The sequence below is a fragment of the Paenibacillus liaoningensis genome (assembly GCF_059609455.1).
Window position 1 is genome coordinate 66,584 of sequence record NZ_JCAALU010000009.1, and the last position, 14,899, is coordinate 81,482.

A 14,899-nucleotide genomic window follows, 5' to 3' on the forward strand; every position below is an offset into this window, starting at 1 on the left:
AGCAGTTCTTTTGAAAAATTGTAGCATACTTTCATGTTTGAACATATACCGCCCATAGAGTATGATTTGATTAATTATAAAAAAATGTGCATGTTGTAAATGGCATAACGGGGGAGCTTTAGCGATGACTACGTATCAAGACTTTTATTTCATCTTCACCTTGCTGAATATATTGCTCGCTTTCGCCCTTGTCTTCTTGGAGAGACGCAACGTCAGCTCTACTTGGGCTTGGATTATGGTACTATCTTTCATTCCTGTATTCGGTTTTATTCTTTATTTGATTCTCGGCCAGCAACTGCGCAAGCGCAAATTGTTCAAGCTGCTCGGAGACAGCCAGCGCATCATAGAAGATACCGTGGATCGGCAGAAGCTTCAGCTTCAGGATCGCAATACTGTTTTTCATGATGCCGAGACGAACGACTACCGGGATATGATTTTTATGAATTTGGTCAGCAGCTACGCCTTGTTCTCGCAAAATAACGCCATTCGCATTTATACCGAGGGCAACGAAAAATTCGACGCGCTGATTGCGGATATCTCCTCCGCAGAGCATCATATTCATCTGGTGTATTACATTGTGCGTAATGATGTGCTGGGCAACAGGCTGCTCAGAGCGTTGGTAGCGAAAGCGCAGCAAGGCGTAGAGGTCAAGTTTCTCTATGATCACATCGGGAGCTCGGGACTGCCGCGGTCGTTTTTCAACAAGCTGCGGGAAGCAGGCGGCAAAGCGCAAGCCTTTTTCCCCTCGCGCATTCCTTATGTAAATTTAAAGCTGAACTATCGCAATCATCGCAAGCTGGCTATTATCGACGGCATGACCGGCTATATTGGCGGATTTAATGTGGGAGACGAATATTTGGGCTTGGACAAGCATTTCGGCGAGTGGAGGGACACGCATTTGCGGGTGAATGGACATGCGGTGCATCAAATGCAGGCACAGTTTCTCATGGATTGGAATCTCGCGTCGTCAGGCACGGTGGAGCTGAATAGCAGCTATTTTCCGGTAATCAAAGAAGGCGGCGGCATTGGGATGCAGGTTGTAGCCAGCGGCCCAGATTCCGAGGATCAGCAAATTAAAGATGCTTATATTAAAATGATTTATTCGGCAAAACGGTCGATTTGCTTGCAGACGCCTTATTTTGTGCCAGACGAAAGCTTAATGACCGCCCTGAAAATTGCCGTCCAATCCGGTGTGAAGGTGCAGGTTATGATTCCGAAAAAACGCGATCATTTCTTTGTTTATTGGGCGACACGCGCTTATATTGCCGAGCTGCTGGCAGGCGGCATTGAATGCTATTTGTATGAAAAAGGCTTCCTGCATGCCAAGACGATTGTCATCGATGGCAAGATCGCTTCGGTGGGAACAGCGAATATTGATATTCGCAGCTTTAAGCTGAATTTTGAGATGAACGCTTTTATTTATGAGGAAAGTACCGCGGGACAATTAAAGGAGATTTTCGAGGCGGATATTGAAAATAGTATCAAGCTACAGAAAGACGAGTTTGCAAAACGTCCGCTCTTTGAACGCTTCAAGGAGTCGATCAGCCGGCTGCTCTCACCGATTCTGTAGGCAGCATAAAGGGATTCCGCTTATCGATGATAACCGGAATCCCTTTAACTTTCTGACTCACTTCTATTCAATTTATTCAAACGCTCCATTCCAAAGTTCGCATTTCCATGTACAACTTCCATTCATTATTGCACTTGCCATAACCGAATGAACTCTCATTGAAAACCAAACTATCAAAGTTAAGTATTGCTTGAATTATTGGTATTGCTAGACTGGGTGACGGTGCAACCTTCTCGCTTGCTCATTATGGTGAGTTCCCGCATGTCCGGATGATCCTTGCAATCTCCTCTCCGTTTAAATGGGTGACATGCTTCGCTTACGCTACTCCAACGGGCTATCCCCTCTCGATTAGGATAGGTACATCATATCTTATTATTTGAAATTTGTAAATATTCAGAATATTACAATTCCTTATTTTTCGCAAAATGATTCCAAAGTCTTGAGCACTTGGATTCAGCTTGATTTTGGCAATAGGCCATAAGGGCATAGAGGTGGGGTTGACTGATTTTGACAACATAATTATACTTAGTCTAAATCAAAAATTGAAGGAATGAAGGCCTTATGGCAAAACTAAACTTAACGGTTCAGCGCAAGGCGATTTTGGACGTGATCCAGCAATCTCACGACCATCCGGCAGCAGCTGATATTATTGAACGTTTGCGGAGCAAAGGCTTTAACTTTGCTTACGGAACGGTATACAATTCGCTTCGTTATTTAACCGATGCAGGGGTGATCCGCGAGCTCAAGCTTGGTGAGGCGGTTAGCCGTTACGATGGGCGTACGGAAGAGCACCAGCATGTCATGTGCAGCAAATGTGGGCGTATTGAAGAAGTGATGATTGAGGTGCCGCAGGAATGGACGCGCCGAGTTGCGGAGGAAACGAGGTTCATTATTCACCATTCACATATTGTGTTAGAGGGGGTTTGCGAGTCATGCGCGAGCCAATCGTAACGAATGAGGACAAACAGACAGCTTTAAATGGAAATAAGCTTGCCGGGCTGAATCAGGACAGCTTTGAGCCGGGTTTCACGGAGCAGGCGGACGCAGATATGCTGCTGGAAGGTGCGGTCTGCTCCATGACGAAGCGGGTTATGGTTGTCAGTCCGTTCCCGCAGCGGGTGCATAGCCTTCTGCAGCTGCTTGCCGCAGATTGCTTTGATCTATTTACGCTGCACGATTTGAATAGAGCGTTCGTGTATAGTTTGCAGCCCGAGCTGCTGATCTATGATGCGACGCCGTATGTCCAAGGCCACACGGATGCGGTAGAAGCGCTGCAGGCTGCTTTGCAGCACACGGCCCATCTTAAGGGAGTGCCGATTTTGTTCCTCGCAGGCGCTTCGGCAGGGGTGATCCGCCATCTGCTGCCTGATGCCGCAGCTATGATTGAATGGCCGGCAGTGCCGCAGGAGGCCGTTAACCAAATCAACCGCATGATGGAGCAGCAGCCACAATCGAGCCCAGTGGTCGTATCCGGCTACCATTATAAAGATCTGACGGTCGATCTGAAAAGAATGGCCGTTTTCCGCGGCGAGCAGCGCATTGATCTGACAAAGACGGAATACGATCTGCTGCTCATGTTTATTACGTCCGACGGCTCCGTGCTCTCACGCGAGACGATGTTCGATTCCGTATGGGGCAGCCAGTTTCTCGGCGGCAGCAACGTAGTAGATGTGCATATTAAGTCGCTCCGCAAGAAGCTGAAGGACAGCGCAGTAGCGCCGAAATATATTGTGACGGTGCGCGGCGCGGGCTATCGGCTGGCGGATGAGGCAGCTTCATCTTAATGAAAATACCACTGGGGGTATAGCAGCCCTCAGTGGTATTTTTTATATGAAATGGTGTTCATCCGATCTTCATCATACGTTCATCTAAAATTCATGACAGGCATCGTTTGGTCTCGCTATAATAAGGTTAAATATTTAGACCAAGTCTAAATCCAACTCGGAGGTAATAACGATGACCAATACGACGAATGTAACGAATACGAATCATCAATCTAATGCGAACTACATGACGACCAATCAAGGCGCGCCTGTTGCCGATAACCAAAATTCGCGCACGGCCGGACAGCGCGGCCCTACGCTGCTGGAGGACTATCATCTGCTGGAGAAGCTGGCGCATTTTGACCGCGAGCGTATTCCAGAGCGGGTTGTCCATGCCAGAGGCGCTGGCGCGCATGGCGTATTCCGCGTAGAGAACAGCATGGCTGCTCATACGAAAGCTCATTTCTTGCAGGAGGCGGGAGTGGAGACGCCGGTATTTGTCCGGTTTTCGACCGTCATTCATGGAACGGGTTCACCTGAGACGGCGCGTGATCCGCGCGGCTTTGCGGTGAAGTTTTATACGCAAGAGGGCAATATGGACATTGTGGGCAACCATCTTCCGGTATTCTTCATTCGCGATGCGATGAAATTTCCGGATATGGTGCATTCACTGAAGCCGTCGCCGCAGACGAATGTGCAGGAGCCTGGCCGCTATTGGGATTTTATGACGCTGTCGCCGGAATCGACGCATATGCTGACATGGCTGTTTTCCGACGATGGCACGCCTGCGACCTACCGGGAAATGGATGGCTTTGGCGTGCATGCGTTCAAGTGGATTAATGCCGAAGGCAAGCTGACCTACGTGAAATACCACTGGAAATCGAAGCAGGGGGTGCGCAATTTCACCGCTGAGGAGGCTTCGGAGATGCAAGGGCGCGATTTTAACCATGCGACAAGGGATTTGCACGATTCCATTGCAAAAGGAGATTTCCCGGAATGGGATTTGCATGTGCAGTTGCTGCCTCCTGAGCATATGGAGCGCTACTCCTTTGATCCGCTCGATCCGACCAAGACGTGGCCGGAGGATATGTACCCGCTGCATAAAGTCGGTACGATGACACTTGATCGCAACCCGGAAAATTATTTTGCCGAGGTGGAGCAGTCGGCGTTCTCGCCGAGCGCCTTAGTGCCGGGCATTGAGCCGTCGGAGGACAAATTGCTGCAAGGCCGTTTATTCTCCTATCCGGATACGCAGCGTTACCGTTTGGGCGCGAATTATTTGCATATTCCAGTCAACTGCCCGTATGCGCCTGCCCGCAACCATCAGCGTGACGGGGCGATGACGATGAAGGCCGATTCCTCCAGCGTCAATTATGAGCCAAACAGCTTGAGCACAAGCCCGCAGGAAGCTGGGCAGGACCACGCCGACCATGCTGTTCCTGTTCACGGCTTTGCCAGTCGCCAGAAAATCGATAAAACCGATGATTTTACGCAGGCAGGCGAACGTTATCTTTCCCTTGCGGAACCACAGCAGGACAACTTGGTGAAAAATTTGATCAATGATTTGGGGCAGACTAACGCGGATATTCAGCTGCGTGCCATTTGCAACTTTTTCCGGGCCAACGTGGAGCTGGGGATGAGACTGTCTGAAGGGCTGGGCGTAGATATTCGCAAGCATATGCCGCAGCGTTAAGCGGACTCAGGGTACAGCGGAAAAGGATGCTTTTATATGGAATAGAAGAATGAAGCAGCAGACAAATGGCAGAAAAAAGGCAAGAAAAACAGGCGGGTACCCTGATAAATGGGGGCTCCGCCTGTTTGCTTTTATTTATTATCCTCCTGCATCAAGCAGTTGGGGAATTATGCTGCAGCTGTTAGTAAACAGCCGTTTTTCTCCCCCCAATGATGACCGTCAAGTCGACTGTTACTTCAAGCGCAGGCCTCTGTTTTATTTGCTTTACAAGCGATTCCTTCATTCTCCAGGACAATGGCGTCATAGCAATGAAAGGCTCAATCAGCGGCTGGTGCAAAAGAAAGCGGTAGTGCAGCCGCCGGCTGCCCAGCACTTCAAAATAATCGCTAAAACGCTCTATAGTCGCAAGGTTATCGTAAACGTTCCTCTTAAGATTCGTGCTGTGACTGCTATCCGTGCTGTTGTATAGCGTTTTTTCGTATTTTGTCCGCACAGGGCGGCTTAGAAAATGAACATAGCCATGCTTCGAAAGATCGTAGCTATGCTTGCTGCTGCACACCAGGCTTCGGCCGTCCCGCAGCTGCATGGAGCCTGTGCACATCGGGCAGCGGAGCAAATTGGAATAAGCGGGGGGAGGTTAACGCCACCGCGAGCTTTTTTCTATTTTCACGCATTGCAAAAAGCACCTCATTCATTTGATTTGTGTAAATGAAAGAAGGCACAGATAAATAAACCTAGCTCCTTTGCGCGAAAAAAGCTTGGCTCATCCTTCTGTACCTCTCATTAACGCAAACGAATGAATTTGATGATCATGCCGAGTTAACACTCCCACTGATGAATTTGGACGCAGAAGCTGCCGAAGGGCGCTTCCCTCAATAGATTATAGCAAAAAATCAACGAGCCTTCTCCTGATCACTATCGGGAAAAGGCTCGCTTATTGGAGTGGACAGGTTTTTTGATGAGTGCGCCACTAAGGAGCAATGCTCCCATCGCGAAGGGGCGGGAATCAAAATTCCTATTCTCACAAACTCTATAAAGGTGTTGTAATAAATGCGTTTTATGGTTAATATTGTTTCGGAAATGGCGATTATAAAAGAACGGGATGTGAACAGCGATGAGTACTGAGAACCCGTATGCCGGGCATGTAGTTCCAACCAATAATGATAGCGAGACTACAGGATCAAAGGTTTATACGCTAGTTTCTTTGATTGTTTTGGGTATCGGTTTATTGATGGCATTGGTTGGCTTTGGAAAAGAAATCATGATGAGCATGAAGGATTATAAACCGTTTGCTGGCATGACGGACTCGGCTTGGGTGGGGCTTCAACATTTGCGAGCTTTAATGGAATCATCTGAGTTTATGCATGTCGTAGGCAACACAGTCACCTTTAACCTGAAGTTTGCGGGCCTCGTATTTGTGCTTGGGGCTCTAGCGGGGTATGCCCTGCTTGCCTTGCCTTCCAAGGTGCGGCAGGGAGTCGTTATGCTGGGAGCCTTGATTGTTTTTGTGCCTGCTAGCGTCTACAGCCATTGGTGGATGTATGTGCTTGGCAGCGAGCCATTTTTGCAGGAATCGGTAATGAGCATTCTGCATCCGCTGCTCAGCGCTTTGAAATATGCGGGTATACCTATCGCTATCATCTTTGCTGCGGGTGAGGGCCGGAGCCGCAGGGATGCTTGGCTGCCAGTCAAAGGGGCAGGCCTGTTTGCCATCTCATCGCTTGCCTTTATAGGCAGCGGTTTGTTTTCCATGACCTTTCTGTTGTCGAATCCGGTGACTATGGGCTCAACGGATGTGTTGGACACGTATATATTAAGATCCGGACTGATGCAGGCCAACTTCAGTTCCAGCGCCGCCGCCAATGTGCTGCAAATGCTGCTGTCGGCCGTGTCTTTGCTGCTCCTGTTCATTCCGCTGCGCCTGCTTTACAAGGCGACTTTCCGCGGAGAACGAGAGCTAGAGAAAAAGGTTGGTTATGCGGGACGCGCCATTACAGCAGCTGTGGTTTTTGCACTATTTACAATCATTTATTTTCTGCCTTATTGGGTGGAAGGCGGCTCGTTTGAGCCATTGCCAGAGCAGGGATGGCCGTCTTTTGGCTCCTCTATTTTATTATATTTCCTCATTTCGCTAGCGGGAGCGATTCCGGCGGTCGTGATTGCAATGGCGATGGCTGGGGCCTTTAGATCCAAGCAAAAAATAATCGTGTGGTCAGCTTCTATTGCCCTTTCAATTATTACCCTGTTAACCATTCAACCGTTTAAAATATCCAGTTATATGACCATTCGAGAGACGGGAATGTTGAATACGTTGTTTGCCGTTGTAACAGTTACCAGCTTCTCGGCAGCGGCAGTTTGGGAGGTCGCCGCTGTGCTTCGGCTGGAGGCCAAGCTGTCTATTCTCACGCTGCTGTCCGCTGCAGGCGGCATGCTGCTGCTTCAAACAGCGCTGAATTACGGCAACTTCGTGCCTTCCTATCTGTATATTACAGATACTCATCGGTCGCCTGTAATGATGTTTATGCAAATGACACGAAGCGCGGAGATACTCAGCCAATCAGGAGAGGCAGTCATGAGGACAATTGGAGGGCTGTACGGCTATTGGATTGCCCTTCCGCCTTTGCTCCTGTATGTGGCCGCGCATATGTTCCTTTCCAAACGGCAGCTGCTGCTCATTTTGTCAGGCGGATTAAAAAAGTAGAAGCAGCTATGAACGATCTTATCAAATAGGCAAACCATGCTGAAAAAAAACCAAAGGCGAGCGGAGTGATCTCCGCTCGCCTTCTTTGCCCTTGCTTGCGGCTCTAGCCGCTGCGCTGGAACTGGCTCATATACAGCTCATAGTACAAGCCTTGCTGTTCTAACAGCTCATCATGCGTGCCGCGCTCTTTAATGCCGCCGTCCGCAATGACGAGAATTTGATCCGCCTGGCGAATCGTGCTGAGACGGTGGGCGATCACAAAGCTGGTACGCCCTTCCATCAGCTTGTGCATGGCGGCCTGTATATGCATTTCCGTCCGCGTATCAATGCTGCTTGTCGCCTCATCCAGAATGAGGATGGACGGATCGGCAAGCACAGCGCGGGCGATGGTCAGCAGCTGCCGCTGCCCTTGGCTGAGGTTGCCGCCACCAGCGGTGAGCGGCGTGTCATAGCCCTGAGGCAGCTTGCTGATAAAGCTGTGGGCGTTCGCCAGCCGCGCTGATTGCTCAATCTCCGCGTCGGAGGCGTCCAGCCGACCGTAACGCAAATTTTCACGAACGGTATCGGAGAACACATAGGCATCCTGGAGCACAATGCCAAGCTGGCGGCGCAGGCTGTTTCGGTCCAGCTCGCGAATATTGGCATCATCGATTGTAATTTTGCCATGGTCAATATCATAAAAGCGCGTTAGCAAATTAATGATCGTTGTTTTGCCGGCTCCGGTCGGACCAACGAGAGCGATCATCTGTCCAGGCTTGGCCTCGAGCGATACATGGCTCAAGATCGGATGGCCTTCGCGGTAGCTGAACGATACGTCGTCGAAGCGGACATGGCCGCTGCATGCTGCAAGCTGCTTGGTGCCATCGCCTTCGTATTCCGTATCGGTATCGATCAGCTCAAATACGCGCTCGGCGCTCGCCACAGCAGATTGCAGCAAGTTAAACTGATTCGCAAGCTCGTTCAAAGGGCGCTGGAATTGCTTCGAGTAGTTCAGGAAGCTGACAATGATGCCGACGGTCGTCCAGTCATGCAGCGCCATCCAGCCGCCAACGGCAGCGATAAGGGCAAAGCTGAGATTGTTCATGACGTTCATGAAGGGGCCGATTGTTCCTGAATAAATTTGTGCTTGAATGCTCGCATTCGTCAGCTCGCCGTTCATTTTATCGAATTGCTCCGCAGCCCGCTGCTCGCGGCGGTACACCTGCACGACCTTTTGCCCGGCTACCGTTTCCTCAATAAAGCCATTCAGCTCGCCCAAATGCTGCTGCTGCTTGGAGAAGAAACGGCGGGTGAAGCCCGCCACCTTCTTAGTGAACAACAGCACGAACGGTATCGTTACCATGCTAAGCAGGGTCAGCCATAGATTGAGCGACAGCATAATGGCGAGCGATCCGGCAAGCATGATGACGCTGGACAACAGCTGCGTGACGCTTTGGCTGAGCGTACTGGACACATTTTCAATATCGTTCGTTGTCCGGCTCATCAGCTCGCCGTTCGTCTTGCCGTCGAAGAAGCGAAGCGGCAGCAGCTGCAGTCGGCCGAACAGGTCGCGGCGCATGTCCAGCACCGTATTTTGGGATGCGCTTACAACCAGCTTCTGCTGAAGCCAGGTCAGCACAGAGCTGCCTGCATATACAGCAAGCAGCAGGAAGCATAGCGACAGCAGTCCGTCATAGCTGCGCGGAATGATGTATTGGTCGATGGCGTGGCCAATGAGATACGGCGCGGCGAGCGACAGCAGCGTTGCGCCTATTGTTGCAAGCAGCACGCTTATTAACGTTGCGCGGTAGCGGCTCAAGTAGTTCCAAATACGGCGCAGCGTCTGGAGCGTATTTTTGGGCTTGGCTTTTGCAGTTGGAATGCCCGGAGGACCGCCGCGCATTCCAAGGTTCGGCAGAGCCGGCGCTGACGCTGGCGGGCGCTCACTAGGAGAGAAATGCTTAGGATCAGCCATGAACGGTCGCCTCCTTGCCAGCCTGCGACTGGTAAATTTCTTGATAAAGCTCAGAGGTGCGCAGCAGCTCGTTATGGGTGCCCTCTGCGGCAATTTGCCCGTCATCGAGCACGATAATATGATCGGCGTCGATGACGGAGGAAATGCGCTGCGCGATTATAATGCTGGTGCGTCCGTGCATCAGCTGCCTCAGTGCCGCTTGGATCTTCGCCTCCGTTCCCATATCGATGGCGCTCGTGCTGTCATCGAGAATGAGCACCGATGGCTGGAGCAGCAGCGCACGAGCGATCGACAGCCGCTGCTTCTGCCCGCCGGACAAATTGACGCCGCGCTGGCCAAGCTGCGTGTCATACCCTTCGGGAAGGCGGGTAATAAAATCATGCGCCGCCGCGGCCTTGGCGGCGGCAAGCATTTCGGCTTCGGTGGCCTCTGGCTTGCCGAAGCAAATATTTTCACGAATGGTGCCCGTGAACAAAATCGACTCCTGAAGCACGATGCCAATATGGCTGCGCAGGCTATTAAGCTCAATGTCGCGCACATCAACACCGTCCAGAAGCACGCGCCCTTGTGTGGCTTCGTACAACCGAGGAATCAGGCTGACTAGCGTAGACTTGCCTGATCCGGTTGCTCCAATCAAAGCGAGCTTCTGTCCCGGCTTAGCTGTAAAGCTAATGTCGCGCAGCTCATACGCCTTCTCTGCCGCAGCTATGCCCGCATAAGCGAATGAAACATGCTCGAACGCCACTTCTCCCGTTGTATCGTTATGTTGGGCAGCCGATTCGGCTGAGCGAATTTCCGATGACGTGTCAAGCACCTCCTGCACGCGCTGTGCAGAAACCTTCGCCGTCGAGAAGCGGACGAGCATCATCCCAATCATCGACAGCGACATCATAACCTGTGTCACATAATTAATAAAAGCAATTAAATCGCCGACGGGCAGCGTACCTTTTTGCACATCAAGACCGCCATACCAGAGCACGGCAGCAATCGCCGCATTCAAAATAAAAGTGAGAATCGGCATATTAATGGCGACCAATTGCATCGCCTTAATAGCCGAGCCCGTATAATCCCGATTCGCACGGCCAAACCGCTCGTTTTCATAGGTGGAGCGGACAAATGCTTTGGCGACCCGGATGCCGGTAAAGTTTTCTTGCAGCACCGTATTTACCGCATCCAGCTTCGACTGCATGCTCGCAAACAGCGGCAGAGTAGAGCGAATCAGCGCAAACATAACGATGAACAGCAGCGGAACGACAATGGCCAGAATGAGCGCCAGCTTCGGGCTAATAGTAATCGTCATAATAATGCTGCCAATGGCCAGCATTGGCGACCTGACAAAAATGCGCAGCAGCATTTGCACCATTGTCTGTAGCTGGACAATATCGCTCGTAAGCCGCGTAATCAACGATCCGGTCTTAAGCTCATCCAGGTTTCGAAAGGAAAACGTCTGTACCTTGCGGAATAAATCGCCGCGCAGATCGGCTCCGAATTTTTGCGAGGCAATGCTGGAGTATACGGTGCAGCCAACCCCGCCAATCAGGCCAACTAATGCGGCTGCAAGCATATATAAGCCTGTTATTTTGATATGGCTTAAATCGCCTTTAATGATGCCTTCATCGACAATGCTCGCCATCAGCTTAGGCTGGAGCAGGTCCATGCATACTTCCAAAACCATCAGCAATGGGGCAAGCAATACAGCGACCCAGTGAGGTTTTAAATATCGCGCAAGCTTGAACATCGTCCACTTCCTCTAATCCTGATTTCCCTCGGCAGGGTTCATCGCGTTTATATTATCGCCAATTCGGTGCAGCATCCCTTTGAGGATTTGTTTTTCTTCCTCGCTGAAGCCTTGCAGCGACTGCTCCTCTAGAAGGTGAAGCGTCTCGCGCAGCTTGCCAAGCATCGCTTTTCCTTTGTCGGTCATAAAAATGCGCGATACGCGCTGATCTCGTTGATCGGCTTCCCTGCGGACAATGCCGTTCTTCTCCATCCGGTTCAGCATCACGGTCAGCGTTGCCGCTTTAATATCAAGCTCCTGTGCCAGCTCGTTCTGGCTTCGTCCCGGTCCACGCTCCAAGGCGAACATCAGCGGCGGCTGCCCCGGATAAAGATCATAATCCTGGAGCTGGGCATGCAGCTGCTTCTGATGCTGACGGGTTAAATGGCGGAAAATCCGCGTAATATGGTCAGGCCCTCTGCGAAATGGCATAGCGGCACCCCTCTCTTTTTGAACATCATGCAGAAATTAGTTTGTCGACTAACTATATTTTAAAACGAGGCTGGAACCGCCGTCAAGCTTTATCCTTAGCGTCATGCAGCCTAATCCCAGTATTCATTGTGGTATTACAAAAAGTATTTTTGTATAAATTTGTATTGAATGTTATTGGTAACTATATTAAAATATGAATTGAGATTAACATAATTTCCTTATTTTATAACATAATTGATTGGAACCTAATAGGCAGATAAGGGAGGGGTATATTTTTTTAATGGGGAATAATCAGTTATGGTATTTTTATGGGAATTTTACGGAAATGAAAAATCGAAAAAGATGGAGGAAAAGACAATGAAAAGAAAGTACGTGACTACGCCTTTTTTAGTTCTCATGCTGTTTTTCGTAATGGCTCTTCCTATTTCAGCCGAAGCCGTCACTTTTAATCAACCGGAATTGCTGCCCGCTGTTCAAGCAGAACCTGATTTAATCGGGGAAGTAGAAAGCATTCAAACCGATTGGGAAAGCGGTGTAGCGCTCAGTGCGTCCGATCTTTTGAAAAAACCGAATCCAGCAAATGCGGCAAGCCGCTTAAATTATAATGTGGAAGGAGATATCCTGTTCCATAGCAGCTCATTAACGGCGAGCAATCCGCAAAATTTTTATTTCTTTAGTTTGGCGACAGCACGCAGCATCATTTTTCGGACTCAATCTGCCAATGCCAGCTACCGTGTAGATTTGTACCAGATTGATTGGAGTACGGGAACGGCTTATCCGACAGGCATCGGCAATACAAGCGGCAATCTGTCAGCTGCCAACAATTTGCCGGCTGCCGACTTTGGACTATTAGTTACTTCTACGGGCACAGTAGGAGACACCTATACTATCCAGTCCAATGCTTCCGCTCCAAATGGCGCCATATCATATAATAGCGTTTCAAATCTTTTGCAATCCGTGGTATGGAAGTATTCGAATAATGATTTATATCTCAACAATAAGCAGGTTGCCAATACGACCAATGCTGCGAATACGAACCCGCAATTGGATTGGGAGAGAGAGTATTATTTTTCTTATGGAGGCAACTATCAATCACGCACTCATAGCATTTCAGATGCACGAGTGAATTATATTACAACGGCGGTAGACTATCATTCTACTTATGCAAGCTCCAACAATGCCGTACTTATAGTATTGAAGGAAGATACATTATTCACGTATCACTATTCGTCCTTCGCCTCTGGCCCTCCAACGCAGTATTTTCAAACCTTTGTTGATACGAAAGGGTATACAACGCCAAGACGATTTGGCTTGCTGGACATGCTCGGAAATCCCCAAATTTTAGTTTATGACTTGAATACGAACAAGGTTATTGATTTTGTCAGCGACTTGAATTTCTACTATGCAAATGGAATCGAGCCTGCGCCTACCGTTAATTACTATAACTAGATTCGTATAAATACTGCCTAGAGCTAGCATTGAATACAAGGCAGGCCATGACAAAAGCTATCCCCTACACCGTTTTTGAACGGCTTCAGGGATAGCTTTTTCTATTATTTGTTGAAGCACTATTTATCCCCATAATGTGTGCGAAAAGCATAAAATTCAATCATGCCATTTTGAATCCGATAGACTAAGCGATTGGTATCATCAATGCGACGACTCCAATATCCGGATAGATCCCCGCGAAGCGGCTCTGGCATTCCAATCCCTTCATAGCTCCATTTGTTGGATGGATTGCTTCAACCTTCTCAGGTTGGCCGGATTATAGAAAGGATCTGTTTGGGTTGTGATTTCAAAAGGAATTCCACCTTGGCGTATGGACTGACGAACAAAGATATTTACCGCCGTAGTCATATTCAGCCCCAAATCCGAAAATAGAGACTCCGCCTCTTTTTTGAGGTCTTCATCCATACGAATATTGATATTGGTTTGTGCCATTTTCAACACCTCTTTCTATTAATATTATTTACAGTGTATTATATATTATGTACATTATGAATACAATGTGCGCATTACTCTGTCTTTTAATTAAAAATGATTGCCATGGTTTAACGGATTGAATGAACGCGCACCAGTTGAATAAGTGAGCGTTGATTGCATAGCTTTTTCTATTATTTGTGGTTTCAATGCTGTTGTTACAAATAAAGGCCCTATCTAATCATCCTCCTCCAGCAGCTCGGTCAGCTCGGCGCGGTATGCATCGTCTGCTGTTTTGTGAACCGTGCCGTATGGATGCTCGGCAGGCGCATAGATGCTGTGAATTTGGCCTGTTCGCGAATACGATTTTGGCGCCAAAGCGGGGCGTTTGTCTCACAACCGCCCTGGGTTCCTTATTTCTCTTGTCACAAATGAACGCCATCCGAGGTGTTGACCGCTTCATTCAGAACGCGCTAGAACCAGCGGTTTTAAGAGATTAGACAATATTTGCAGCGGCCTGTTTTTTGAAGTAGGATAAAGAAAGAAAAGGCATTCTTTTAAGAGCAAGGGGGAAAAGGGCGGTGCAGCTGTCTACTGAAACGATTCAGGTAGGCTTCATTATAATGTCGGCTATCGCAGGGCTTATGCTCATCTTATTGCGTATCCGGGCAGGCAAGCAGCCGACTACCCTTCGTAAAATCATTATCCCGCCAGTCGGCATGTCGACCGGTTTTATGATGTTCCTGGCACCTATGACTCATATTCCATGGGGCTGGGGGGTCGCGGCATTCGGGACAGGCCTATTGATATTTTCTTTTCCGCTGGTCGTATCGACCCGGCTGGAGCGTATTGATGCCGATATTTATGTCAGGCGTTCCAAAGCTTTTATTTTCATCATGCTGACCTTATTCATTATTCGAATGGCACTGCACAGCGTTGTGGAGCAATATATGTCGATTCCGCAGACGGGGGCGATGTTCTATCTCGTGGCCTTCGGCATGATTATTCCGTGGCGGCTGGCGATGGTCAATGATTATCTCAGATTGTACAAGCTTTCTTCATAGATGGAGTCGGATAAAGGGTAGAGCT

General features: G+C 49.2%; 14 protein-coding genes. 7 read left to right on the forward strand and 7 right to left on the reverse strand.

The genetic code is table 11. The features are described from left to right. Positions 1 to 124: 124 nt before the first annotated feature. The 4 genes from cls to AC6B99_RS14750 all read left to right on the forward strand — a co-directional run bounded on the left by cls (position 125) and on the right by AC6B99_RS14750 (position 5,026). Entirely contained in the window at positions 125 to 1,570 is a 1,446-nt protein-coding gene (gene cls / locus AC6B99_RS14735) for a cardiolipin synthase (protein WP_496663614.1), read from the forward strand. Positions 1,571 to 2,131: 561 nt separating this feature from the next. Next, complete coding sequence (locus AC6B99_RS14740; RefSeq protein WP_056036648.1) at positions 2,132 to 2,521, forward strand: Fur family transcriptional regulator; 390 nt, start codon at positions 2,132 to 2,134, stop codon at positions 2,519 to 2,521. After that, positions 2,503 to 3,354: a winged helix-turn-helix transcriptional regulator gene (locus AC6B99_RS14745; RefSeq protein WP_496663615.1), complete on the forward strand. Its 852-nt coding sequence runs from the start codon at positions 2,503 to 2,505 to the stop codon at positions 3,352 to 3,354. The genes AC6B99_RS14740 and AC6B99_RS14745 overlap by 19 nt, the downstream gene beginning before the upstream one ends. A gap of 172 nt (positions 3,355 to 3,526) precedes the next feature. Next, positions 3,527 to 5,026: a catalase gene (locus tag AC6B99_RS14750; protein WP_496663616.1), complete on the forward strand. Its 1,500-nt coding sequence runs from the start codon at positions 3,527 to 3,529 to the stop codon at positions 5,024 to 5,026. Positions 5,027 to 5,207: 181 nt separating this feature from the next. On the opposite strand, the gene AC6B99_RS14755 is transcribed toward AC6B99_RS14750, so the two are convergent. Continuing rightward, positions 5,208 to 5,627 carry a putative RNA methyltransferase gene (locus AC6B99_RS14755; RefSeq protein ID WP_496663617.1) on the reverse strand — a complete coding sequence of 140 codons (420 nt, stop codon included), beginning with the start codon at positions 5,625 to 5,627 and terminating at the stop codon, positions 5,208 to 5,210. Between the two features lie 513 nt (positions 5,628 to 6,140). Between AC6B99_RS14755 and AC6B99_RS14760 the strand changes: the two genes are divergently transcribed. Beyond that, complete coding sequence (locus AC6B99_RS14760; protein ID WP_496663618.1) at positions 6,141 to 7,727, forward strand: hypothetical protein; 1,587 nt, start codon at positions 6,141 to 6,143, stop codon at positions 7,725 to 7,727. A gap of 103 nt (positions 7,728 to 7,830) precedes the next feature. Here the strand turns inward: AC6B99_RS14760 and AC6B99_RS14765 are convergent, their stop codons facing one another. The 3 genes from AC6B99_RS14765 to AC6B99_RS14775 are packed head-to-tail and all read right to left on the reverse strand — an operon-like array spanning position 7,831 to position 11,890. Next, positions 7,831 to 9,681: an ABC transporter ATP-binding protein gene (locus AC6B99_RS14765; RefSeq protein ID WP_496663619.1), complete on the reverse strand. Its 1,851-nt coding sequence runs from the start codon at positions 9,679 to 9,681 to the stop codon at positions 7,831 to 7,833. Next, on the reverse strand, positions 9,674 to 11,419 hold the full coding sequence (locus AC6B99_RS14770; protein WP_496663620.1) for an ABC transporter ATP-binding protein: 1,746 nt from the start codon (positions 11,417 to 11,419) through the stop codon (positions 9,674 to 9,676). Before AC6B99_RS14770 ends, AC6B99_RS14765 begins: the two co-directional genes overlap by 8 nt. Positions 11,420 to 11,431: 12 nt before the next feature. Further along, positions 11,432 to 11,890, reverse strand: a complete 459-nt coding sequence (locus tag AC6B99_RS14775; protein ID WP_056036661.1) for a MarR family winged helix-turn-helix transcriptional regulator — start codon at positions 11,888 to 11,890, stop codon at positions 11,432 to 11,434. A 357-nt stretch (positions 11,891 to 12,247) separates the two neighbouring features. On the opposite strand from AC6B99_RS14775, the gene AC6B99_RS14780 reads away from it, so the two are divergent. Continuing rightward, the gene (locus AC6B99_RS14780; RefSeq protein WP_496663621.1) at positions 12,248 to 13,339 is read left to right on the forward strand and encodes a hypothetical protein; all 1,092 of its coding nucleotides are present in this window, start codon (positions 12,248 to 12,250) and stop codon (positions 13,337 to 13,339) included. Positions 13,340 to 13,458: 119 nt separating this feature from the next. Here the strand turns inward: AC6B99_RS14780 and AC6B99_RS14785 are convergent, their stop codons facing one another. The 3 genes from AC6B99_RS14785 to AC6B99_RS14795 form a co-directional block, all read right to left on the reverse strand. After that, the gene (locus AC6B99_RS14785) at positions 13,459 to 13,593 is read right to left on the reverse strand and encodes a Txe/YoeB family addiction module toxin (protein ID WP_496663622.1); all 135 of its coding nucleotides are present in this window, start codon (positions 13,591 to 13,593) and stop codon (positions 13,459 to 13,461) included. A 10-nt stretch (positions 13,594 to 13,603) separates the two neighbouring features. Then, positions 13,604 to 13,831: a type II toxin-antitoxin system RelB/DinJ family antitoxin gene (locus tag AC6B99_RS14790; RefSeq protein ID WP_494861043.1), complete on the reverse strand. Its 228-nt coding sequence runs from the start codon at positions 13,829 to 13,831 to the stop codon at positions 13,604 to 13,606. Between the two features lie 216 nt (positions 13,832 to 14,047). Then, the gene (locus AC6B99_RS14795; RefSeq protein ID WP_494881034.1) at positions 14,048 to 14,188 is read right to left on the reverse strand and encodes a hypothetical protein; all 141 of its coding nucleotides are present in this window, start codon (positions 14,186 to 14,188) and stop codon (positions 14,048 to 14,050) included. A gap of 203 nt (positions 14,189 to 14,391) precedes the next feature. Here AC6B99_RS14795 and AC6B99_RS14800 point away from each other — a divergent pair, with 203 nt between their 5' ends. Then, positions 14,392 to 14,874, forward strand: a complete 483-nt coding sequence (locus AC6B99_RS14800; protein ID WP_235533186.1) for a CcdC family protein — start codon at positions 14,392 to 14,394, stop codon at positions 14,872 to 14,874. Positions 14,875 to 14,899 lie beyond the last annotated feature (25 nt).

Bases quoted from the DNA above. Each gene is read 5' to 3' on its own strand.
- cls (WP_496663614.1), top strand. From the start codon at position 125: ATGACTACGTATCAAGACTTTTATTTCATCTTCACCTTGCTGAATATA.
- AC6B99_RS14740 (WP_056036648.1), top strand. From the start codon at position 2,132: ATGGCAAAACTAAACTTAACGGTTCAGCGCAAGGCGATTTTGGACGTG.
- AC6B99_RS14745 (WP_496663615.1), top strand. From the start codon at position 2,503: ATGCGCGAGCCAATCGTAACGAATGAGGACAAACAGACAGCTTTAAAT.
- AC6B99_RS14750 (WP_496663616.1), top strand. From the start codon at position 3,527: ATGACCAATACGACGAATGTAACGAATACGAATCATCAATCTAATGCG.
- AC6B99_RS14755 (WP_496663617.1), bottom strand. From the start codon at position 5,627: ATGTGCACAGGCTCCATGCAGCTGCGGGACGGCCGAAGCCTGGTGTGC.
- AC6B99_RS14760 (WP_496663618.1), top strand. From the start codon at position 6,141: ATGAGTACTGAGAACCCGTATGCCGGGCATGTAGTTCCAACCAATAAT.
- AC6B99_RS14765 (WP_496663619.1), bottom strand. From the start codon at position 9,681: ATGGCTGATCCTAAGCATTTCTCTCCTAGTGAGCGCCCGCCAGCGTCA.
- AC6B99_RS14770 (WP_496663620.1), bottom strand. From the start codon at position 11,419: ATGTTCAAGCTTGCGCGATATTTAAAACCTCACTGGGTCGCTGTATTG.
- AC6B99_RS14775 (WP_056036661.1), bottom strand. From the start codon at position 11,890: ATGCCATTTCGCAGAGGGCCTGACCATATTACGCGGATTTTCCGCCAT.
- AC6B99_RS14780 (WP_496663621.1), top strand. From the start codon at position 12,248: ATGAAAAGAAAGTACGTGACTACGCCTTTTTTAGTTCTCATGCTGTTT.
- AC6B99_RS14785 (WP_496663622.1), bottom strand. From the start codon at position 13,593: ATGCCAGAGCCGCTTCGCGGGGATCTATCCGGATATTGGAGTCGTCGC.
- AC6B99_RS14790 (WP_494861043.1), bottom strand. From the start codon at position 13,831: ATGGCACAAACCAATATCAATATTCGTATGGATGAAGACCTCAAAAAA.